Source organism: Bacillus sp. AFS018417, from assembly GCF_002560985.1.
GTDB classification, from domain to species: Bacteria; Bacillota; Bacilli; order Bacillales; family Bacillaceae_G; genus Bacillus_A; species Bacillus_A rhizoplanae.
Genome location: NZ_NTTM01000014.1, coordinates 100859 through 117226 on the forward strand (window position 1 = coordinate 100859; position 16368 = coordinate 117226).

General features: G+C 37.3%; 19 protein-coding genes. 14 read left to right on the forward strand and 5 right to left on the reverse strand.

Annotated features, from left to right (window positions below; all coding sequences use genetic code 11):
- The first annotated feature begins 192 nt into the window (after window positions 1-192).
- The 3 genes from CN326_RS08505 to CN326_RS08515 are packed head-to-tail and all read left to right on the forward strand — an operon-like array spanning window position 193 to window position 2446.
- Entirely contained in the window at window positions 193-996 is an 804-nt protein-coding gene (locus tag CN326_RS08505; protein WP_098308246.1) for an amino acid ABC transporter substrate-binding protein, read from the forward strand.
- Complete coding sequence (locus CN326_RS08510; RefSeq protein WP_098308296.1) at window positions 983-1684, forward strand: amino acid ABC transporter permease; 702 nt, start codon at window positions 983-985, stop codon at window positions 1682-1684. The genes CN326_RS08505 and CN326_RS08510 overlap by 14 nt, the downstream gene beginning before the upstream one ends.
- Before the next feature lie 27 nt (window positions 1685-1711).
- Window positions 1712-2446 carry an amino acid ABC transporter ATP-binding protein gene (locus tag CN326_RS08515; RefSeq protein WP_098308248.1) on the forward strand — a complete coding sequence of 245 codons (735 nt, stop codon included), beginning with the start codon at window positions 1712-1714 and terminating at the stop codon, window positions 2444-2446.
- 49 nt (window positions 2447-2495) lie between these two features.
- Here CN326_RS08515 and CN326_RS08520 read toward each other — a convergent pair whose 3' ends face one another.
- On the reverse strand, window positions 2496-2696 hold the full coding sequence (locus CN326_RS08520; protein ID WP_098308250.1) for an alpha/beta-type small acid-soluble spore protein: 201 nt from the start codon (window positions 2694-2696) through the stop codon (window positions 2496-2498).
- 252 nt (window positions 2697-2948) lie between these two features.
- On the opposite strand from CN326_RS08520, the gene CN326_RS08525 reads away from it, so the two are divergent.
- Together CN326_RS08525 and CN326_RS08530 are read left to right on the forward strand one after the other, a co-directional pair.
- The gene (locus tag CN326_RS08525) at window positions 2949-3143 is read left to right on the forward strand and encodes an alpha/beta-type small acid-soluble spore protein (protein ID WP_098308252.1); all 195 of its coding nucleotides are present in this window, start codon (window positions 2949-2951) and stop codon (window positions 3141-3143) included.
- A 53-nt stretch (window positions 3144-3196) separates the two neighbouring features.
- Window positions 3197-3442, forward strand: coding sequence for a hypothetical protein (locus CN326_RS08530; protein ID WP_098308254.1), 246 nt, complete (start codon window positions 3197-3199; stop codon window positions 3440-3442).
- A gap of 116 nt (window positions 3443-3558) precedes the next feature.
- Here CN326_RS08530 and CN326_RS08535 read toward each other — a convergent pair whose 3' ends face one another.
- A complete protein-coding gene (locus CN326_RS08535) occupies window positions 3559-4626 on the reverse strand; it encodes a YheC/YheD family protein (RefSeq protein ID WP_098308256.1) in 1068 nt (355 codons plus the stop codon).
- 474 nt (window positions 4627-5100) lie between these two features.
- Between CN326_RS08535 and CN326_RS08540 the strand changes: the two genes are divergently transcribed.
- Complete coding sequence (locus CN326_RS08540) at window positions 5101-5451, forward strand: YlbF/YmcA family competence regulator (RefSeq protein WP_098308258.1); 351 nt, start codon at window positions 5101-5103, stop codon at window positions 5449-5451.
- 152 nt (window positions 5452-5603) lie between these two features.
- Here the strand turns inward: CN326_RS08540 and CN326_RS08545 are convergent, their stop codons facing one another.
- Entirely contained in the window at window positions 5604-6218 is a 615-nt protein-coding gene (locus tag CN326_RS08545; RefSeq protein ID WP_098308260.1) for a DNA-3-methyladenine glycosylase, read from the reverse strand.
- An 85-nt stretch (window positions 6219-6303) separates the two neighbouring features.
- A complete protein-coding gene (locus CN326_RS08550; protein WP_098308262.1) occupies window positions 6304-6849 on the reverse strand; it encodes an NADPH-dependent FMN reductase in 546 nt (181 codons plus the stop codon).
- A 166-nt stretch (window positions 6850-7015) separates the two neighbouring features.
- On the opposite strand from CN326_RS08550, the gene CN326_RS08555 reads away from it, so the two are divergent.
- Window positions 7016-7888: a Cof-type HAD-IIB family hydrolase gene (locus CN326_RS08555; protein ID WP_098308264.1), complete on the forward strand. Its 873-nt coding sequence runs from the start codon at window positions 7016-7018 to the stop codon at window positions 7886-7888.
- A gap of 171 nt (window positions 7889-8059) precedes the next feature.
- Window positions 8060-8968, forward strand: coding sequence for an alpha/beta fold hydrolase (locus CN326_RS08560; RefSeq protein WP_098308266.1), 909 nt, complete (start codon window positions 8060-8062; stop codon window positions 8966-8968).
- Between the two features lie 314 nt (window positions 8969-9282).
- On the opposite strand, the gene CN326_RS08565 is transcribed toward CN326_RS08560, so the two are convergent.
- Entirely contained in the window at window positions 9283-9723 is a 441-nt protein-coding gene (locus tag CN326_RS08565) for a YaiI/YqxD family protein (RefSeq protein WP_098308268.1), read from the reverse strand.
- Window positions 9724-10066: 343 nt separating this feature from the next.
- Between CN326_RS08565 and CN326_RS08570 the strand changes: the two genes are divergently transcribed.
- From CN326_RS08570 to CN326_RS08600, 6 genes are all read left to right on the forward strand, one after another.
- The gene (locus CN326_RS08570) at window positions 10067-11557 is read left to right on the forward strand and encodes a coproporphyrinogen III oxidase (RefSeq protein ID WP_098308270.1); all 1491 of its coding nucleotides are present in this window, start codon (window positions 10067-10069) and stop codon (window positions 11555-11557) included.
- A 402-nt stretch (window positions 11558-11959) separates the two neighbouring features.
- Complete coding sequence (locus CN326_RS08580; protein WP_098308272.1) at window positions 11960-13516, forward strand: fatty acid--CoA ligase; 1557 nt, start codon at window positions 11960-11962, stop codon at window positions 13514-13516.
- A gap of 200 nt (window positions 13517-13716) precedes the next feature.
- Complete coding sequence (locus CN326_RS08585) at window positions 13717-14382, forward strand: PspA/IM30 family protein (protein ID WP_098308274.1); 666 nt, start codon at window positions 13717-13719, stop codon at window positions 14380-14382.
- Between the two features lie 108 nt (window positions 14383-14490).
- On the forward strand, window positions 14491-14895 hold the full coding sequence (locus CN326_RS08590) for a DUF350 domain-containing protein (RefSeq protein WP_098308276.1): 405 nt from the start codon (window positions 14491-14493) through the stop codon (window positions 14893-14895).
- Window positions 14896-14920: 25 nt separating this feature from the next.
- The gene (locus CN326_RS08595; RefSeq protein WP_098308278.1) at window positions 14921-15427 is read left to right on the forward strand and encodes a DUF4178 domain-containing protein; all 507 of its coding nucleotides are present in this window, start codon (window positions 14921-14923) and stop codon (window positions 15425-15427) included.
- A 12-nt stretch (window positions 15428-15439) separates the two neighbouring features.
- Window positions 15440-16252: a DUF4247 domain-containing protein gene (locus CN326_RS08600; protein WP_098308280.1), complete on the forward strand. Its 813-nt coding sequence runs from the start codon at window positions 15440-15442 to the stop codon at window positions 16250-16252.
- Window positions 16253-16368: the final 116 nt, after the last annotated feature.

The window sequence follows — 16368 nt, forward strand, 5'->3', positions numbered from 1 at the left end:
TGTATTAGCTGCTTTGCTTGAGAATCCTCTTTAAATAAAATTTCATTCCTATATTTATCCATGTATTTGTTTGATTTTGAACGAATAGGATACACTAAGTGAGAACATTTTGATTGAAAAATATTGCAAGATTGAATACAATAGTCAATATTGTTCTTAAATTCCTATCAGAATACTTGGAGGACTGTTATTATGAAAAAATTACTTTCATTTTTCGTACTTGCATTATTGGTTGTGGGAGTTGTAGCGGGTTGCGGAAAACAAACAAAAGATACAGCTCAAGAACCTAGCAAAGATGCGTTAGATCAAATTAAAAAGAGCGGAGAGCTTGTTATTGGAACAGAAGGTACATATCCGCCGTTCACATTCCATGATGAAAGTGGAAAGTTAACAGGGTTTGATGTTGAGATTGCAGAAGAAGTAGCAAAGCGTCTTGGCGTGAAACCAGTATTTAAAGAAACACAATGGGACAGCTTATTTGCTGGACTTGATGCAAAACGTTTTGACATGATTGCGAACGAAGTTGGGATTCGTGCAGATCGCGAAAAGAAATATGATTTCTCTAAACCATACGTATCTTCTTCAGCAGTACTTGTAATTCCGAAAGATAAAGACAAACCAGCGAAATTCGAAGATATAAAAGGCTTAAAAGCAGCACAATCTTTAACAAGTAACTTTACTGACATTGCGAAGAAAAATGGTGCAGAAATCGTTGGTGTAGAAGGCTTTAACCAAGCAGTTGAATTATTAAACTCTGGTCGCGTTGATTTAACAATTAATGATCGTTTATCTGTATTAAACTACTTAAAAACAAAACCAGATGCGAAAGTAAAAATTGTTGATACAGAAAAAGAAGCATCACAAAGTGGACTGATGTTCCGTAAAGGCAGCGATAAACTTGTTGCTGAAGTAAATAAAGCTTTAGATGACATGAAAAAAGACGGCACTTACGACAAAATATCGAAGAAATGGTTTGGTGAAAATGTATCTAAGTAATGTTTTATTTGATGTAGATCGATTATCCGTTTGGACTGATATAACAAAAGCATCCTTCATGCCTATGCTGAAGGATGCTATTTTCACTACAATACCACTTGCATTGATTACATTTATAATTGGTTTAGTGTTAGCGACGTTAACAGCATTATGCCGTATTTCTGGAAATCGCGTATTAGAATGGATTGCACGCATCTATGTATCTATTATTCGCGGTACACCGCTTCTTGTTCAGTTATTTATTATTTTTTATGGACTTCCGACAATAGGAATTACAATTAATTCCTATCCAGCAGCGATCATTGGTTTTTCGTTAAGTGTCGGAGCGTACGCTTCAGAAATTATTCGCGCTTCTATTTTATCGATTCCGAAAGGACAATGGGAAGCTGCGTATACAATTGGTATGTCGTACCCGCAAGCGCTGCGCCGTGTTATTTTACCGCAGGCAACACGTGTTTCGATTCCGCCTCTTTCCAATACATTTATTAGTTTGATTAAAGATACATCGCTGGCGTCAATGATTTTAGTAACAGAAATGTTTCGGAAAGCGCAGGAAATTGCAGCGACAAACTATGAATTCTTGGTTGTGTATACAGAAGCGGGACTGATTTATTGGATAATTTGTTTCTTATTATCTATTGTGCAGCAAATTCTTGAAAAACGAACAGAGCGTTACACTTTAAAATAATCCTTGCTAAAAGGAGTTTTGGTTTACATGATTTCAATTCAACATTTACAAAAAAGTTTCGGTGATAACACCGTTTTGCAGCATATTGATATGGCAGTAGAAAAAGGTGAAGTTGTTGTTATTATTGGACCTTCTGGTTCTGGTAAGACAACATTGCTTCGTTGTCTAAACGTACTAGAAACCCCTAATGGCGGTGTAGTTCGTATCGGTGACGAAACACTTGATTTCTCAAAAAATGTGACAAAGCGTGATATTGTGAAGCTGCGCATTCAAACAGGTATGGTGTTTCAGCATCACAATTTATTCCCGCATTTTACAGCACGTGAAAATGTAATGGAAGGCCTTGTAACCGTTAAGAAAGTTTCAAAAGAGAAGGCAAAAGAAAAAGCGGAGTATTTTCTGAGAAAAGTTGGACTCGGTGATAAGATGGATTTATATCCATTTCAGCTTTCAGGTGGACAGCAACAGCGCGTAGGTATTGCACGTGCGCTTGCGATGGAGCCGCAAGTGATTTTATTTGATGAACCGACATCAGCGCTTGATCCTGAACTTGTGCAAGAAGTGCTAAAGGTGATGAGAGAACTTGCACAGGAAGGCATGACGATGGTAATTGTCACGCATGAGATGCGTTTTGCTCATCAAATTGCGAATCGTGTTATTTTTATGGATGGCGGTGTGATTGTTGAACAAGGCACACCGGAAGAAGTGTTGGTACATCCAAAAGAAGAACGGACAAAGAAATTTTTACAAATGCTGCAGTAGAAAATAGAAAGGTCTCAAGCGATGCTTGAGACCTTTTTGCCATATCTATTTATTTTTGAAATCCGCCAAGGCTTTGTTCAGCCATTGCTACTAAACGCTTTGTAATTTCTCCACCAACTGAACCATTTGCACGAGCTGTTGCATCAGCGCCTAATGTTACTCCAAATTCAGTTGCAATCTCATATTTCATTTGATCGATTGCAGCAGTTGCACCAGGTACTACTAATTGATTAGAATTTTGGTTTGCCATAGGATATGTCCTCCTTAGTGTGAGTTTTGGTTGGATTAGCTGGAGTTGAACCAGAATTGCCCCATTTGGCACTAATCCATCGTGTGGAGTGCTTGTAATCATAGTATGGATGATACGTAGAAAGATATGCGAAATGTTAGTTTGTAAAATTTGTAAAATTTAATAATGCCAAAAATTACAAATGTCCTGTTTGCATAGAAAGAATACGCTTTTACATACTATGAATACACCAATACAAGGAGGTGATATAACATGGCTAGAAACAATAGTCTTGCAGTTCCAGGTGCACAAATGGCTTTAGATCAAATGAAGTATGAAATCGCAACTGAGTTTGGCGTACAACTTGGACCAGATTCAACATCACGCGCAAACGGATCTGTTGGCGGTGAAATTACAAAACGTCTTGTATCTTATGCAGAGCAACATTTAGGTGGTTTCCAAAAATAAATCAAAATGGCTATAGGGGACGGGAATACCGTCCCTTTTTTGGAGGAATCAAAATGGCGATATGTCCGCTTTGTAATGCATTAGAATATAAAGCTTATACCTGTCCTACTTGTACGAGTATACTCCAAGATTATGGAAAAACAGTCGATTATATTGGTCCATATAGTGCCTATATGGACCAAGAACTGCTAGAGGAAGTGGATGGATTGTCCGCACATGATTCGCAGCAATATTGCCTTCATCTTTTATATTGTCCTACATGTGAAAAGCAAACAGAAGTAACTGTACAGCTTATATGAAAATCCGTCTCAGCAAGAAGTTGAGACGGATTTTTTGTAATACAGAAAGTTTCTATAACCTATTTCTCCTGCTACTGCTGGTATGTGCCCAATTGGGCGGGCTTCCCATCCTCAGTTTACAGTTCCTGTTTCTCTTTGAAAGGGAGTAATGATTGATAATAACGAAGAGGTGCTGTGTATACTTTTTCAGCAATATCGGTATTATGTTGAATAAAGGCTGTATAAGTAGGTTTTGCATCTATGTGGCATAACCAAACGGCACCATTTGCATCCATTACAATAGAGAGCTCTAATTCAAAAAGGTGAGAAAAGGTATTTTCTAAAGCTCGAGGCGTTTCTTTCGTAATAACGTGTAGACTATCCTGTAATAATGTAAGGTCAATTTTTGATAGATGATGTTGCAAATTTTTAAATGCAGTAAATCTTGTTTGCTCTGTAAGAGGAAATAAGAAAGAATAAGGTGTGTTGTCTATTTGAATAACTTTTTCTTGTTCTATCCATGTACCTTCTCTATTCTTTTGTAAAATAGAGCGAATATGAACAGGAGATGTTGAGTGAGGTGATATAGGCTGTATTGTATAATCACGTGTTTGAAGCAATGATTGTAACCAAGGTAAAAACGTATCTTTTGTTTGGAATGTTTTTGTTGGAAAGCGATTTCGTTCTAATGTAGTAACATGAAACGTGCGATTTTGATAAAAAATGTGGTACATATTTTGTTTTGAAAGTGAATGCAAGGGCTTTATAATCACATCTTTTTTTGTTTGTAATAGCTGTAACGTTGTTGTTTTACTTGCTTGTTTTATTACAGGCACATATGGTACTAGTTGTTTGTTTTTTGTAAGAATTTCATACATATTTGCTTCATTTGGAAGCTCATCATTTAAAAATAATGAATCCGGGCGACTGTGAAGCCATTTTATGATAGGAAGTGCCCTTTTAACATTTTTTTCATCTTTGTATGAGCATCGGTTGTATATGTGGGATGGAATGACGAATTGCTGCTCTACCCAATCCTGTTTATCGGTATCAAAGAGAAGTCCGTTGACAAGCTCCGTTTGCGGATCAATGCTAAAGGGAGTAAACTGTACAACGACAGTACGAGACGATTGTGCGCGCTTTGCAATTTCTGTGTAGTATTCTCGCTCGTGATGGAAACGCGATGTTAATATTCCGAGAACCATAAAAAACTCCTCCTTTTATATAGCACTAAACATGTGTTTAATTGAGTAATATTCAAAGAAATGCGTCTTATACCAATTGCTTTAAATCTAATGAGCAGTATTTTTGATAGGGGGCTAGTGTCTCGTTTGCTGGAGCATTATAGAGCAGTTATAATGAAGGGGATGTATATGTGAGAAACGAATCAAACGTAGCTTGTATCGTACGAAAGAGAACAAACTACTGAACGCTGATGTGAATGGTGCCTATAACATCTTAAAAAAANNTCCACTCGTGTTAAGCATCTCTTGAAGGTGATACACGAGAAACCCCCACTTCAAGATCCGAAGGAGATAAGTGGCAGGAGTTTTCATAATGTCATAAAGTGAATTTACTTCACATATCATACATAGTCTGATATCGTAAGAAGGGTATGTAAAGATCGAAAACATATAAACAGTGTGATATTGTATCACATTGCAAGGAGGATATATATAATGACAAAAAACATGCATGATGTTGCTTATGAATTACAAAAAACAATTACAGAAAATCCAGACTTTCAAGCATTAAAAGTAAGTTATGCAGAAGTGCAAGCAGATGCAGAGGCGAAACAATTATTTGATCGTTTCCGTATGATGCAAATGGAACTTCAACAAAAAATGATGCAAGGTGAGCAATTAACAGAAGAAGACAATCAAAAGGCGCAAGCAGTTGTAGCATTAGTACAACAAAATGCAAAAATCACAAACTTAATGCAGGCAGAGCAACGTCTGAATATCTTAATCGGCGATTTAAATAAAATCATCATGAAGCCGCTTGAAGACTTATATAACGCATTCATGTAATCATATGAAAGAGGCACTTCCTGATGAACTAGGAAGTGCCCTTTTTATCCCGCATTAACGGGCAGTAAGACCCCCACCTCAAGATTGAGAGAAAAGCGAAGAAGCTAGGTGGGGGATGAAAAAACCTCCACTGATGGAAGTTTCCCTTTATTTCATTTAGAAACAAAGGGATGACCTTGAAAGTAAAACCGCCACGGATAGTGTACTGCTTCTTCTGCGTAATCAATATTAATGCGGGGACCCGCAGCAATGTCGTATGTATGAGAAAGGGGATTGTCTGGAGTAACTCGTTCAACATATAACTCATCACTCGTAAGCATCAATCCTTTTTGCTCTAATGTAATTCCCATTGCTTTACATAGCTTGCCAGGTCCATTTGTTAAGTTTTTAAACTGCGATTTTGTAATATCTGTTTTCCCGTATCTTGCTTGCTTCATATCTTCAATACCTTCTACTGGTTCTAATGCCCGAATTAACACTCCTTGTGGTATACCTTCCGGTGCCGTAATAATATTAAAGCAATGATACATACCATAAATGAGATATACATAAGCATGGGCAGGAGCCCCGTACATAATTTCTGTTCGTTCTGTGCGGCGACCGCCATAGCTATGTGCTGCTTTATCATCAGGTCCTTTGTATGCTTCTACTTCTACAATGATTCCGCTTCGCTTTACTCCATTAACAACGTGAACGAGCTTATGCCCAAGCAATCGCTTCGCAACGTCTAATGTATCGCCTTCATACCAAGAAAGTGGCCATTTCATTTAGCAAATTCCTTTCGTAAGACTTTAAATGAGTAAAGCAGCATCCTTTCGTATGGATGCTGCTTAAAATGAATTGTTTTATAAATCAATCATGTAATTCTTGCAGTATACCATGAATGAGAGAAATAAGTTTTTGCTTTGTTTGTTCATCTGTGACTGTAGCATCATTATTAAATTTAGTTCCAACAGATGGAATGAGAACCGATCCATTTTGAACAATAGTAACATCCAACATACCTAGTGTAAGTAGTAAAGATTCATGTGCCTTGTCTCCGCCGGTAATTGATGGAGAAGCTGTTATAACAGCCACTGGTTTTTTGTAAAGTTCAGCTGATGAGACAAGCCATTCTAATGAATTTTTTAAGACTCCAGGTATACCTTTTGCGTACTCTGGTGTGCAGATAATGAGCGCATGCGCTTCAGCTAGTGTCTTTCGAAAATCTTCAACAACAGTCGGTGCCTGAATGCGATCAATATCTGGATTAAAATGAGGAAGGTCTTGTATTCCGTTATAAATATTATAATCAATATTTTTGGGAATAAACGCTGCTAAAGTTTTTAAGATATTGGTGTTGGAGGAACCTTCTCGAATGCTTCCGGAAATAGCTATTATCCTTTTGCAGTTACCCATATAATCACCTCTACAAACAGAATATACCCTTAACTAGAAAGAAATCAAAAATATTGAATGATTTTATTGCAAACATATTATACAAATTCGCACTCGTTCTAATTAACAGTATCGTCTCATAAGTTAATAATAGAAAAGTGCAGCTAAGAAGAGGAGGTACTTCATCATGATTTATCGTTTACTAGCTCTTAATATAGATGGAACACTCTTACTTCCAAATGGGAAATTACAAAAAGGAACGCGTGAAGCGATTGAATTTGTGAAGAGAAAAGGTGTATATGTTACGCTATTTACGAATCGAAATTTTCAATCCGCTCATAAAATAGCAAAATCATTAAAATTAAATTCTATATTAGTGACGCATGGCGGTGCATTTATTTCATCTTCATTAGATAAACCGTTAATTCAAAAACGATTATCTGAAGAAGTGACATTTAATATTGTACAGGTGCTTGAACATTTTGAATGTAACATTCGCATTTCTCATGAAAGATTTTCGATTGGAAATCGGCAGCAGCATACGCCAAATTTAATTGCACGAACAGTCTTATCAACTTCTGATCCGTTATTTTACCCGGTTCAATTTGTAGATTCACTCGGTGATGCACTTCGCGATCAACCGGTAGCTGCGCCGAAAATTGATGTTACATTTGCGACTCAAAGTGAAAAGCAGCGTGCGCTCACAACCTTACAAAAAGCATTTGAAAATGTCCATTTTGTAGAATGCGGGAAAGAACAAATCGAAATATTACCGCCTCATGTATCGAAATTACGCGGGTTGCAATTATTGGGAGAGCATCTTGACATTGAATTAAAAGAAATGGTAGCAATTGGAGATAGCCTGGAAGATTTAGATGTTATCGAAAGCGTTGGATTAGGGGTAGCGATGGGCAATGCTCCGATTGCTTTAAAGAAAGCAGCCGATTGGATTACACGCTCAAATAATGAAAACGGTGTGCAATATATGATTAAAGAACATTTTCGAAAGCAGTTTCCAATTAAGTTCTTGAACAATCATACACAAATGAAGAGATGGTAAATAAAAACCTCAGGCGAATACCTGAGGTTTTTCTAATATATTATGAAGCATTTTCTAAATCGTTAAACCAAAGTGCGTTTTGGCCTGAAGAAGATAAATTTTTAATGGATTATTGTGATGATTATATTGATAGAGCTCATCAATATTTTTGTCAAAAGAGGAGGAGTTAAAATGAAGAGAGATGATAACAAGATTGGTCACTTTACATCTAAAGAAGGGAAGGAAGACTTTCAAATTGCTTACGATGAATCAATGGCACTTCTTCCAAAGCCTAACGAAACGAAAGATATAAAAACGAAATATGGCACAGTTCGTGCTTATTACTTTACTAAAGAGGAAAACAAACATAAAGATCCAATACTCTTACTCCCTGGCCGTGGTGCATCTACTCCAATGTGGGTACCGAATTTAGAAGGGCTAAGGGAGGAAAGACCAGTTTACACGATAGATTTACTTGGTGAACCTGGTATGAGTGTGCAAATGAAGGTGATTGAAAACCAAAAGCAACAAGCAGAATGGTTAAATGAAGCGATTGAAGGATTAGGCTTAGAAAAAGTGCATATCGTGGGTGTCTCAGTTGGTGGTTGGACAACAATGAATTTGGCCAGATATAATCCAGAGCATATTGCTTCGGCTAGTTTATTGGACCCAGTCTTTGTATTTGCACAAATGCCCATAAAGATGATTCTTGCATCTATTCCAGCTTCCGTACCTGTTGTACCTAAGTTTATAAGAGAAAAGATGTTAAGCTATGTTTCTGGAGGAGCAAAAGCAAATGACGATGAGCCTATTGCTAAATTAATCGAGTCGGGTATGCGTAATTATAAACTTAAAACCCCAGCACCTGATCTATTTACTAAAGAGGATTTAAAGAATATCAATGTTCCAATTCTTGCATTAATGGCTGAAAAAAGTACAATGCACGATTCAGCAAAAGCAGTTGAAACTGGGAAAAAATATGTTAAAGATATCGATATAGTTAACTGGAAAAATGCATCTCACGCAATCAATGGTGAGTTCTCTAACGAAGTTAATGCTAAAATCCTTGATTTTGTAGAACAACATTCTAATGACAACTAAGTTGAAAGTGGCAATATGTTGTAATAACAGCTTATATTATCACTTATTTTTAATAATCGGAGTAAAAAATATATAGATATCCACTGTACGATTAGACTCTTTATTCAACAAACGGGCGCAATTCTGCAACAAGAATTGCGCCCGTTTGTTAAGGGCCCTTTTGTGGAATAACACTTAATGAGAGAATTAGGGAAATTTTGTTAAAGTAAATAGAGAAGATTGTGAAGAACTGTACTTAAGCTAACGGGACAGGTTAGTTTAATATTTGGACAATTTATTTTTCTAGGTTTTTCTTAGAAATGAACGGTTCTTTTTTAATGTGAAATCGCTCTTTTAAAAAGCCCCTTAAATTTCTCCCTATCTTCTGATGTAAATGGTTTTGGCCCCTTTGTACGCTTTCCGCTTTTTCGAGCCATTGCACTCAAATAACGTGTTTGTAATAATTGGTCAATGTTTTCATTTGTATAGCTAGACCCATTATGGTGAAGTACTGCACACCCTTTTGCTAAACCTAGCGAAGCAAGACCATAATCTTGCGTAACGATTATATCTCCTTTTTCTGCTAACTTCATAATCCGATAATCCGCAGCATCTGCTCCAGAATCAACATAAATGGTTTCCACTCCTGATGGTTGTTCCTTATTAGAAAAATGAGAAAAACTAGTAACAAGGATAACAGGAATTTCAGCATTCGTACCTTCAGAGATAATGATATCTTTTACCGGACAAGCATCTGCATCAACATAAATTTTCATCTTTACCTCTCCCCGTAAATAAGTTTGAGTTGATGATAATGGCAAATTTAGCCTTTGTCAAACGATAAAGATGGTTTACCTAAAATCATTTTAAAAAAAGTTATTCCATTAAAGGGCGCGATTGTGGAGCAATACAGGCAGAAAAAGGCCCTGACCGCTTCTAAGCATGGCCAGACGCTCTCGCCCACCCTAAAAGAAAGGTTTTATTCCGGTGTTTCAATTTGTATTCATCTAGTTTAAAATGTTCCTAAAAATTAGAAGTCCCATCCCCAATAGTTCTTTATTGACCTCCTATTAGCCTTCAAGTAAACTAAAGGAAGTTTGAAAATAGAAAAGGTGATGATTGTTGTTAATTTCAATTAAAACGTTACAAGATGATCGTTTTTTACGTCCGCTGCAAAATATTAGCGGCTTATTTTTTGAAGAAAGTACGGTAGCATTTGAAAAAGAAGATGCAAATATCATTGTTGATATAAATATAGAAGGAAATGTGACAGCTTCTGCTCGTTTAACGGAAATCGCGACAGGAAACTTGTATGAAGAAACGTTTTCTAAAGATTTATCGTCCTTTACGGAAGAAAAAGAACGTATGAAGCAAGTGAAGCATGTCGTGTCTTATGTATATCTGTCTGTTCTCCAGCAGTTAACAGGTGTGGAGCAAAAGTGGGGAATCTTAACAGGTGTGCGCCCAACGAAGCTTCTTCATAAAATGTTGCAAAGCGGTATGACAAAAGAGGAAGCGCATAACGAACTTCGTGAAAGTTATTTAATTCATGATGAGAAAATTGAGCTTATGCAGCGTATTGTTGATTGCCAACTCGCTGTTGTGCCAGATTTATATCGTTTAAAAGAAGAAGTAAGTATTTATATTGGTATTCCGTTTTGCCCAACAAAATGTGCATACTGTACATTCCCAGCTTATGCGATTAATGGACGCCAAGGATCTGTTGATTCATTCTTAGGCGGCTTGCATTATGAAGTTCGTGAAATTGGTAAGTTTTTAAAAGAAAAAGGCGTGAAAGTAACGACGATTTACTATGGCGGCGGTACGCCAACAAGTATTACAGCAGAAGAAATGGACATGCTGTATGAAGAAATGTATGAGTCGTTCCCAGATGTCAAACAAGTTCGTGAAGTAACGGTAGAAGCAGGACGTCCAGATACAATTACACCAGAGAAGTTAGAGGTGTTAAATAAATGGAATATCGACCGAATTAGTATTAATCCACAGTCGTATCATCAAGAAACGCTAAAAGCAATTGGACGTCATCATACAGTAGAAGAAACAATTGAAAAGTACCATCTTGCTCGCGAAATGGGTATGAACAATATTAATATGGATTTGATTATCGGTCTTCCGGGTGAAGGATTAGACATCTTTAAACATACACTAGCAGAAACAGAAAAGCTTATGCCAGAATCGTTAACGGTGCATACATTATCCTTTAAGCGTGCTTCTGAAATGACGCAAAATAAGCGTAAATATAAAGTGGCAGGCCGTGAAGAGATTACAGCGATGATGCATGAAGCAGAAGAGTGGACGAAAGAGCATAATTACGTACCGTATTATTTATATCGTCAAAAGAATATTTTAGGTAACTTAGAAAACGTTGGTTATGCAATGCCAAGTCAAGAAAGCATTTATAACATTGTTATTATGGAAGAAGTGCAGTCTATCATTGGTCTTGGCTGCGGTGCATCAAGTAAATTTGTTCATCCAAAGACGGGTGCCATTACACACTTTGCTAACCCAAAAGATCCAAAATCGTATAATGATGGTTATGTGAAGTATACAGAAGATAAACTTAAAATTTTACAAGAGTTATTCGGATAAGAAGCTGCCAGTTTGGCAGTTTCTTTTTTTTATCCCGCATTAACGGGCAGTAAGACCCCCACCTCAAGATTCAGAGAAAATCGAAGAAGCTAGGTGGGGGATAACTGCCCGTAAAAGCCCGATTGGTTCAACTAACCCTCAGTGGGGGATGAAGAAAACCCCCACTGAGGGAAGCTTCACTTTATCCCGCTATTCGCGGGCAGTAAGACCCCTACCTCAAGATTGAGAGAGAGGCGAAGAAGCTAGGTGGGGGATGAAGAAAACCCCCACTGAGGGAAGTTTCACTTTATTATGTAAAACGCTGTCGAGAATAATCAAAAAAAAGAAGTAAAAATTAGCAGGAGATGTCTAATTGTGAACGAAATCATAAAATTATGAAAACTTTAAGGGGGAAGATGCGACATGTATATGACTATTGGCAGAATTTTTGATCTAGCTGTGCAAAAATATCCACAAAAAGAAGCGTTAGTAGAACCTGAAAAAAACATTCGCTGGACATATAAACAGTGGGATAAGGTGGTAAATAAAACCGCACATGCGCTACTTGCAGAAGGAGTAAGAAAAGGGGACCGCGTTTCCGTTTACTTATATAATTCACATGAATTTGTAACCGTTTACCTAGCTTGTACGAAGATTGGCGCCATCTTTAATCCGATCAATTTCCGTTTAAAAGCAAAAGAAGTTTCCTACATATTGCAAGATGCTTCCTCTAAAGTTGTTGTGTTTGAAAAAGAAGTTGAATCAACAATTTCTATGATTGAACGTGATTTTCCGCATACTTCATTTTGGTGCATTGAAGATGATGTGCCATCTTATGCGGCTTCTTATCATGAAAAAGTAAACGAAGCAAAGGCAGAACCAATCGACATTGAAGTTGATGAAATGGACTATTGCTCTATGCTATATACGAGCGGTACGACTGGGAATCCAAAAGGAGTGCTGCATCGTCACCGGGACATGGCTGAGCATAGTATGATTTGTACGTATTATTTAAAATATACACGTGATAGCGTCGGGTTAATTGTAGCGCCGCTATATCACTGTGGTGAATTAAACGCTGGTTTTCTGCCGCGTATTCAAGTTGGCGGGAAAAATGTTATTCTACATCATTTTGATACGAAAACAGTGTTAGAAACAATTCAAGAAGAAAAAATTTCAACGTTCTTTGCAGCACCGACAATGTGGAACATGTTGCTGCAAGAAGATTTAACAAAATATGATTTAACCTCAATGAAGATAGGGGTTTACGGCGGAGCAGCAATGGCGCCGGCGCTTGTGAAAGAATGTAAAGAACGTCTTTATATCGATCTTGTGCAAATTTATGGGATGACAGAGTTTGGACCTGTTGTAGCGTTTCTTGTAGAAGAAGATCAACTTACAAAAGCAGGATCAGCAGGGACACCTTGCTTTAGCCATGAATTGCGCATCGTGAAGTCAAAGGAAGATGAACCATCAGAACCAGACGATGTACTTGAGCCTTACGAAGTTGGAGAAATTATTTTACGCGGACCAACTATGATGGCTGGATACTATAACCGCGAAGAGGCAAATGAAAAAGCAATGTATAAAGGTTGGTATCATTCCGGTGATCTTGGCTATTTCGATAAAGATGGTTATTTATACGTGGCGGATCGTGTTGATGATATGGTAATTAGCGGCGGTGTGAACGTTTATCCGCGTGAAATTGAAGACTTCTTGCATAGCCATGATGGTATTCTAGATGTTGCTGTACTTGGAGAACCAGATGAATTATGGGGAGAACGTGTAGTAGCGGTAGTTGTGAAGAAAGACGAGTCATTAACAGCAGAGGAGTTAGATCGTTATTGTAAGGAAAGTGATGAATTAGCCGATTATAAACGCCCTCGTCATTACGTATTTGCTAAAGAATTGCCGCGTAATGCAAGCGGGAAATTGCAAAAGTTTGTGTTGCGTGAATCTTTAAGGGAAGCGACGAAATAGTATAAAGTGAAACTTCCATTAGTGGGGGGCATCCCCTACTAATGGAAAGTCCTCATCAATCGGGCTTTTACTGTTGATTTTGTTATAATAAACACATGATTTTGAAAAAGTGAATATTCTTACCTTATAGTAATATTTTCATTTTGTGTTGACTGCAATTGAATTTGAATTGTTATTTCATTCATAGGAGGGATTTTTTTATGTCTATGTTTAAAAGATTGCGCGATTTAACGATGTCAAATGTATATGCATTGATTGAAAAGGCTGAAGATCCAATTAAGATGACAGATCAATATTTACGTGATATGCAAGAAGATGTAGAGGAAGCGGAGAAGAGTGTAGCTGCTCAAATCGCACTTGAGAAAAAGTTCAAATTATTATACGAAGAACAATCTGCACTCGTAACGAAACGCGAGGAGCAAGCGCATATGGCTGTACAGGCAAACAACATTGATCTTGCGCGCCGTGCTTTAGAGGAAAAGAAAACTGCAGAACAAAAGATGAATGAGTATAAAGCGAGTTATGAACAAAATAAGCTGGCAGCTGATAATCTTCGTGCAAAGTTAGAAGAGATGCGTAAGCAATTAACGGAATTAAAGAACAAACGTGAAACGCTTGTTGCAAGAGTGAACGCAGCGAATGCGCAAAAGAATATTAATAAGGCGATGTCTGGATTGGATTCCAATACAGCAAAAGCAGGTTTAAGCCGTATGGAGGAAAAAGCTCTTCAACTGGAAGCGGAAGCAGAAGCAAGCGGTGAAATATACAAAAAAGAAAAGTCGTTAGATGAAGAGTTTGCGAATATGAATAGAGATAAGCAGGTAGAAGATGAGTTAGCTCGTATTATGAAGCAGTACGAGAAATAATTGGTTTAAAAGACATTATAGAAAATTTATTTGAAGAACCGACATGTCGTAAGGAGTGGATAATGTCGGTTTTCTATTTTTACTTAAAATAGTTAAGGAGGATTTGTAATGACATGGATGAATATTGCGGCAATGTTTGTATGGACGCTGTCAGGTGCTGTTCTTTTGTTTGTGCTCATGTGGATAGATTCTATTTTTACTAAATATAAAGATTTAGCCGAGATAAAAAAAGGAAATATTGCTGTAACGACTCGTTTTGTCATGAAACTTTTTGCACAAGGATATATTTTGTCACAGTCGATTTTGAAATCAAACGATTTATGGCAAGCTTTATTGGCCTCTGTTGTTTCTTTTGTTATCTTATTTATTTTAGAAAGGTTAGTAGAATTCATTTTGAAGAAGATAGCTGGCTTAGATTTAGAGGAAGGGACTGTGCAAGGAAAAGTTGCTCATGCGCTTTTAGCAGGTTCATTGCATATCGTTGGTGCTCTCATTTTAGCAGCGTGTCTTTAAAAATCAGAAGCGGAGGGGATAGCTCTTGAGTTTATTTAAACGTATTAAAAATATATTGAAAAGTCCTGAACCTGTTAAGTCTGAGAAAAGTGTACTGTCTTTAAATCCAGGGGATATTCTTGAGGTGTCTTTGGTCACTTATGAAATTATAGGAAAAACACGTATGCATGAACGAAACGAGATTTTCTTAACATTGCAGGATGGAAATACGATTCGTTATTTAAAGGTTGAAAATCGAGAAAAGGTCTATTATGAATTATATACACCAATTGATGGGCGATTGGATTCTTTTAACGAAATTCCTACTACAATTGAAATGGATGATTTAGAGTATTATCTGGAAGAACAATATTCTTGCCGGGCATCTATCACCGGAAAAACACCGTTTGCAGTATCTGGCGAACAACATGTTTGGGAGTTTCAATCTGACAACCGTAAATTGCTCAGAATTGAATGGCAAGAAGGGCGCACAATGATGTACGAAGGAGAAACAATTCTTACGGCAGATGTACAAATCATACGGGCGACGTAAGGGGGTGCAATCATGCTAAAACGACTGTTTACCATGATGAAAGCCTCCATCGGATTTACCATCGCTGCTTCTATTGTATTCATAATCGCTCTTTTCACTTTGTCAGGTTGCGATAATGACAAAGAGGTGAAAGATCTTTATCCATTAGAATCAGTTTTAAAAGAAGGAAAGCAAGAATCATATGTATATAGGGCTGCGAATGAATCTGTTCCTGACATAGCAAAAAAACTGGCCGATCAAAAAAAGCCAGAGCAAATGTCTAAAGAAGATGATAACCAAATGTTTCTTGTATATCCTGATGAGTGGTACAACATTCAGAAGGATAAGGAGAAACCATCCGATACATTAATTGAAGTAAGTAATGAGGAGTTTGTTCGCCAAAATTATCAGCCGTCTTTTTTAGAAGGTTACATTGTAGGAAGTATAGTCAGTAATTTATTTGATTCTCATAAATCGTATCATGGTGATTACCGCGGGTATACAAGTCGAAAAACGTACAAACCGATAATTGATTACCGCCCGCCTACTGCGCAAGAGAAAAAAACGCTGCCGCCACTAACAAAACAAGGTACTGGCTCTATCATTAAGAGAAGTGACAAAGTAAATGATTCCGGTACATCTGTGGGAAGTGAAGGCAGTGTTACGAAGAAAAAGGAGCAAACTGTTCCACCGTCTGAGCAGAATAAAGGGAAAATCATTAAATCACCTGATAAACCAAGTGGTTCTGACGTTAAACCGAAGTCATCTATCACTACTCCTCCAAAAAACACATCTCCTCCGAAAACGAGAGTTGGAGGTTCTGGAAAAATTACGAAGAGACGGTAAAGTGAAGCTTCCATCAGTGCGGGATAAATTAGAATATGATAAAACACACACCCATTAGCTATGGCGTTGTGTGTTTTTTTGTAATATGCACTTATGATGAATACTCCCCCACTTAG